This window comes from Leptolyngbya sp. FACHB-36, from assembly GCF_014695955.1.
Classification (GTDB): Bacteria; Cyanobacteriota; Cyanobacteriia; order Leptolyngbyales; family Leptolyngbyaceae; genus FACHB-36.
Genome location: NZ_JACJPG010000399.1, coordinates 1 through 4,290, shown reverse-complemented (window position 1 = coordinate 4,290; position 4,290 = coordinate 1). Strand labels below are relative to the sequence as shown.

Here is a 4,290-nt window from a genome sequence, read left to right as displayed (position 1 = left end):
GCTCGCCTGTGCAGATATTCCGCAGTTCCTCCCGCGATAAGCGAAACGAATCGCAAAACTTGGCAAACTCCTCATCGGTCACGTCGAGTTCTTCTTGCCGCTCTTGCAGCAGCCGCGCGATCGCCCGCGTACCGCTTTTGGGGCGCTCCGCTTGGGCAATATACTGCTGCGTTCGCTCCTCGGCACTCAGTCTGGGGTCTGCGGCGGCTAAATCACGGCACGCCAACAGTAGCGCTTTTTGTAGACGATCGTTCTCATTCAGCGCCTCCACAACTTGCGCTGCCACACCTGGCTTGCAAAAGCCAACGACTTCGCCCTGATGGGAAATCGGCACAAAAGGCGTGTTGGGCTGCATGTTCCACGGCAAAGGTTCAGTGATGTTCAGCATTGTGACCTTCAACGACAGAGTTCTGGAGCGAGGTAGGTAATTGGTAGCTGAAATTCAGAATGAATTCAAAATTTTCTCTCGGCTCATGCCTTCATCTCATCAGGCAGCTTGAGCGATCGCCCCCGCCACGTCCAACCCCAACCGGTCTCCGTTTTAATGATCGAGCCAAGGGCGATCGCGGCTACCAGCACTCCACTAACACCAGTTAGCCACCAGTAGCGCGGCGGAATTGCCGCCACCCGTTCTAGGGCAAGTCGCAGGCGGTAGTGAAGCGCGATCGTTGTCAGCACTACGCCCAGTCCAACCGCGTCAAACCAGGTTAACCCTAGGACCGCACCCTTAATCAACAGCGCAATGAGTCCCAGCCAGGGAACGGTGAAGATCAAGAGAACGATCACTGCTCCATACAGCGACGCTCGCCAGTTACGACCCGAACCCAAATGCCAGTTTTTAGTCCATCCTTCCCAGACTGCCGTCCACGATCGATACATTCGCACCGACAGCTTCTCAATCCCCAGAACGTATCGCAGCGTCAATCCCTGCCGTTTAATCCGCCGCGCTAGCTCCACGTCTTCCACTACCTGATCGGCAACAGCGCGATGTCCGCCCACCTGCTCGTAGGCGCTGCGTCGAAACAGCATAAACATTCCAGCCGCAAACGCCGTGTCCGTACTGGGATCACTCACGGCGTCAGGGTCAAACCCTACAACCAGCAAACTCACGACTAGCGGCTGCACCAGCCACTCTGCTAGACAGCCACACACGATCGCCGGACCTAGACTGAGTAGATCAATTTGTTCTGCTTGCGCCGTGTGAAGTGCAGTGACGATCGCCTCAGGTTGCAGTCGCACGTCCGCATCCAGAAACAGAAGGTACTCTCCCGTCGCGTGCTGCACCGCTTGGGTACATGCCCAATTCTTGCCAACCCAGGTTTGCTGCTCTGGACGGGGTTGCCCAACCAAAACGTGCAGGCGCGGATCGGCAAGCTCCAGTTGCAGCGCTTGGACGATCGCTAGCGTCTCATCCTGCGATTGATCATCGACGACCCAGACCTCTAACTGCTCAGCAGACAAGTCAGTGGTTTGCAAAACTGATAACAGACAGGCTCGAATGTTGTCCACCTCGTTGTAGGCAGGAATAATCACCGACAGCTTAGCGATCGCGTGCGTGATCAATTCTCCAGCAGGGCTGATCATGCGCTCCAACTGCAGCGCTGCATCGATCGCCTGTTGCAGTTTTGCCAAATAAACTGTCGTTCCCATCAATGCCAGCAATGCAGCAAACAGTATCAATGGAATGTCTCCTCGCGCTGTGAGAATGGCTGGCGCTACTCAAACTCCCTCGTTCAGTAGCAGGTTGTCCGACCCGATCGTTCTGCAGAACCTGAGAACTTGATTAAAATATGTTGCAGTCAGCAATAATGTTTGTGTTAGGGTCTACCTTACTTCAGAAAGATTAAGATTCCTTGCTTATAATTTGTAACAGGATTCTACATCGCACCTCCTGCATTCTCTACTTTATCGTACCCCCCACTTAATGATGCCTCGGATACTTGTCATCGACGATGACCCCGCAATCTCGGAACTGGTCGCGGTCAACCTAGAAATGGCTGGCTACGACGTCGATCAGGCAAGTGATGGTATCAAGGGTCAAGCAATGGCACTGCAATTGCAGCCGGATCTCATCATGCTGGACCTGATGCTACCCAAGGTTGATGGGTTTACAGTGTGTCAACGCCTGCGGCGAGACGAGCGCACTGCTGATATTCCTGTTCTCATGCTGACTGCACTGGGACAAACTCAAGATAAGGTAGAGGGCTTCAATGCAGGTGCAGATGATTATCTGACCAAGCCGTTTGAAATTGAAGAGATGCTAGCGCGTGTGCGAGCGCTGCTGCGTCGGACCGATCGCATTCCCCAAGCTGCCAAGCACACCGAAATTCTTAACTACGGTCCCTTAACCCTAGTGCCAGAGCGGTTTGAAGCAATTTGGTTCGACCAAACGGTAAAACTGACGCATCTGGAATTTGAACTGCTGCACTGTCTACTTCAGCGGCACGGGCAGACAGTTTCCCCCAGCGAGATTCTTAAGGAAGTGTGGGGCTACGACCCGGATGATGACATTGAAACGATCCGAGTGCATGTTCGCCATCTCCGCACTAAGTTGGAGCCTGATCCTCGCCATCCCCGCTACATCAAAACCGTTTATGGTGCGGGCTACTGCCTAGAGCTGCCTGCCGCGGGTGTGCACGAGAGCGAAGAGTCTCTAGCGGGGTGATTCCCGCACTTCCATCTCAAGGTGATTGTGTTGGCTGCGCGATCGCAACTAAAACAGTAATGCAGTGCATGGGTGCGGAGATTGAGCGCAAAGGAAGTCCCCTATCCATATCGCTTTGGTTGGTTTGACTGGTTCTGTCTCTGGTACCCTCCTGGCTGGCTGATCTTATTTAATCGCCACTGGCAGCACTACAAACCTGACCCAGACGGCTGGAACTGGCTGGAGTATCTGCTGTTTCTGCTGCCAGGAGGATTTTATCTGGCACTGCTGATTCGCTGGCTGCGACTGGGTGGTCGATCGCCTCGCGCGAACCCAACTCCCCCCGATCCGGATTATCAACAGCGCTTTCGAGCTGAGGTTCTGGCGGCGATCGTCCAGCGCCATTTTCGAGCCGAACTGCACGGGCTAGAAAACCTGCCAGAGAAGTCACCCGTAATCATGGCGATGAATCATGCGGGCATGTGCTTTCCCTGGGATTTCGTGAGCGTGGGACTGCTGCTTAGTCAGAAGCGCGACTGGTTCGTGCAACCGCTGGCGCACTCAATTTTCTTCGATCACCCCTGGTTGCGGTGGTGGCTACCGTCAGGGTGGTCGCAGGTGTTGGGTGGTGTGCGGGCGGACGCAGACAGCTTTGAAGCGGCGATCGAAGCAGGCGCAGTGCTACTCTACGCGCCCGAAGGCTGGCGCGGCTTGGCGAAAGGTTGGCGACAGCGCTATCAGCTTGCCACCTTTGACCCCAGCTTTGTCCGCCTCAGCATTCGTCATCGTGTGCCCGTTTTGCCCGTAGTCTGCTTGGGTAGTGAGTTTCTGCATCCGTTTACCGTCAACATCAAGCGACTCGCTCGCTGGCTAGGAATGCCGCTATTTCCCATCTCGCCGCTGGTGCTTGTCTTTGTGCTGTTTCCCTCCATGGGCGTGTGGGCGTCTTGGACTCGGCTCCGCTACTCGCTGCAACCGCTGTGGCACCCGTGGGAAGATGAGTTGGAGCCGAGTCGGTCTGAGACGTATCAATTGGCAGAGAAGCTGCGATCGCGCTTGCAAACCCTGATTGATGACTTGCGATCGAAAACTCGCTGATAAGTCTATGGAAGTATGGCAAGGTGAGGGTGATTCAAGCCGCAGTCTGTCAGATTGATCAGTCAGTCAGTCGTCTTAATTTTGTTTGTCCGACGGCGCGTCTTAGGATACAACAGGGCATGATGAAGGGCGGTAAACATTGCCCGCTCAAACAAAGGGACGCGGTAGATGGGACGAATTTTTATTTCGGCGGGGCACGGCGGCAGAAGTGGGGGCGCATCCGATCCAGGAACGGTCGTACCGGGAACAACTGAGGCGAGAGAGATGATTCTCACCCGCGACTTGATCGTGACCGAGTTGCGACCGCGCAGCTTCGAGGTGCTAGTAGTGCCCGATGATTTGAGCGCTGTGCAAACGATCGACTGGATTAATGCCCGCGCCCGCTTTGGCGATGTCGCATTAGAAATTCATGCAGACGCCGCGTCCAATCCATCGATTCGGGGCAGCAGCGTCTTCTACATCGCCAACAACACCCTGCGACGGCAGCACGCAGATTTGCTGCTGTTGTCCTTGCTGCGACGGGTGCCCCAACTGCCCAATCGCGGCGC

5 protein-coding genes are annotated in these 4,290 nt (G+C 55.2%); 3 read left to right on the top strand and 2 right to left on the bottom strand.

Going from position 1 to position 4,290, the window contains the following annotated elements; genetic code table 11:
- Both H6F43_RS11255 and H6F43_RS11250 read right to left on the bottom strand, forming a co-directional pair.
- Positions 1–388: hypothetical protein (locus H6F43_RS11255; protein WP_190342856.1), on the bottom strand; the 388-nt coding region annotated here is incomplete at its 3' end.
- Between the two features lie 83 nt (positions 389–471).
- A complete protein-coding gene (locus tag H6F43_RS11250) occupies positions 472–1,680 on the bottom strand; it encodes a glycosyltransferase family 2 protein (protein WP_242025517.1) in 1,209 nt (402 codons plus the stop codon).
- 247 nt (positions 1,681–1,927) lie between these two features.
- Between H6F43_RS11250 and H6F43_RS11245 the strand changes: the two genes are divergently transcribed.
- From H6F43_RS11245 to H6F43_RS11235, 3 genes are all read left to right on the top strand, one after another.
- Entirely contained in the window at positions 1,928–2,665 is a 738-nt protein-coding gene (locus H6F43_RS11245) for a response regulator transcription factor (RefSeq protein WP_190342855.1), read from the top strand.
- Between the two features lie 72 nt (positions 2,666–2,737).
- Complete coding sequence (locus H6F43_RS11240; RefSeq protein WP_190342854.1) at positions 2,738–3,742, top strand: 1-acyl-sn-glycerol-3-phosphate acyltransferase; 1,005 nt, start codon at positions 2,738–2,740, stop codon at positions 3,740–3,742.
- A gap of 168 nt (positions 3,743–3,910) precedes the next feature.
- Positions 3,911–4,290, top strand: a 380-nt coding sequence (locus tag H6F43_RS11235; protein ID WP_190342853.1) for an N-acetylmuramoyl-L-alanine amidase, incomplete at its 3' end; no start/stop codon positions are given.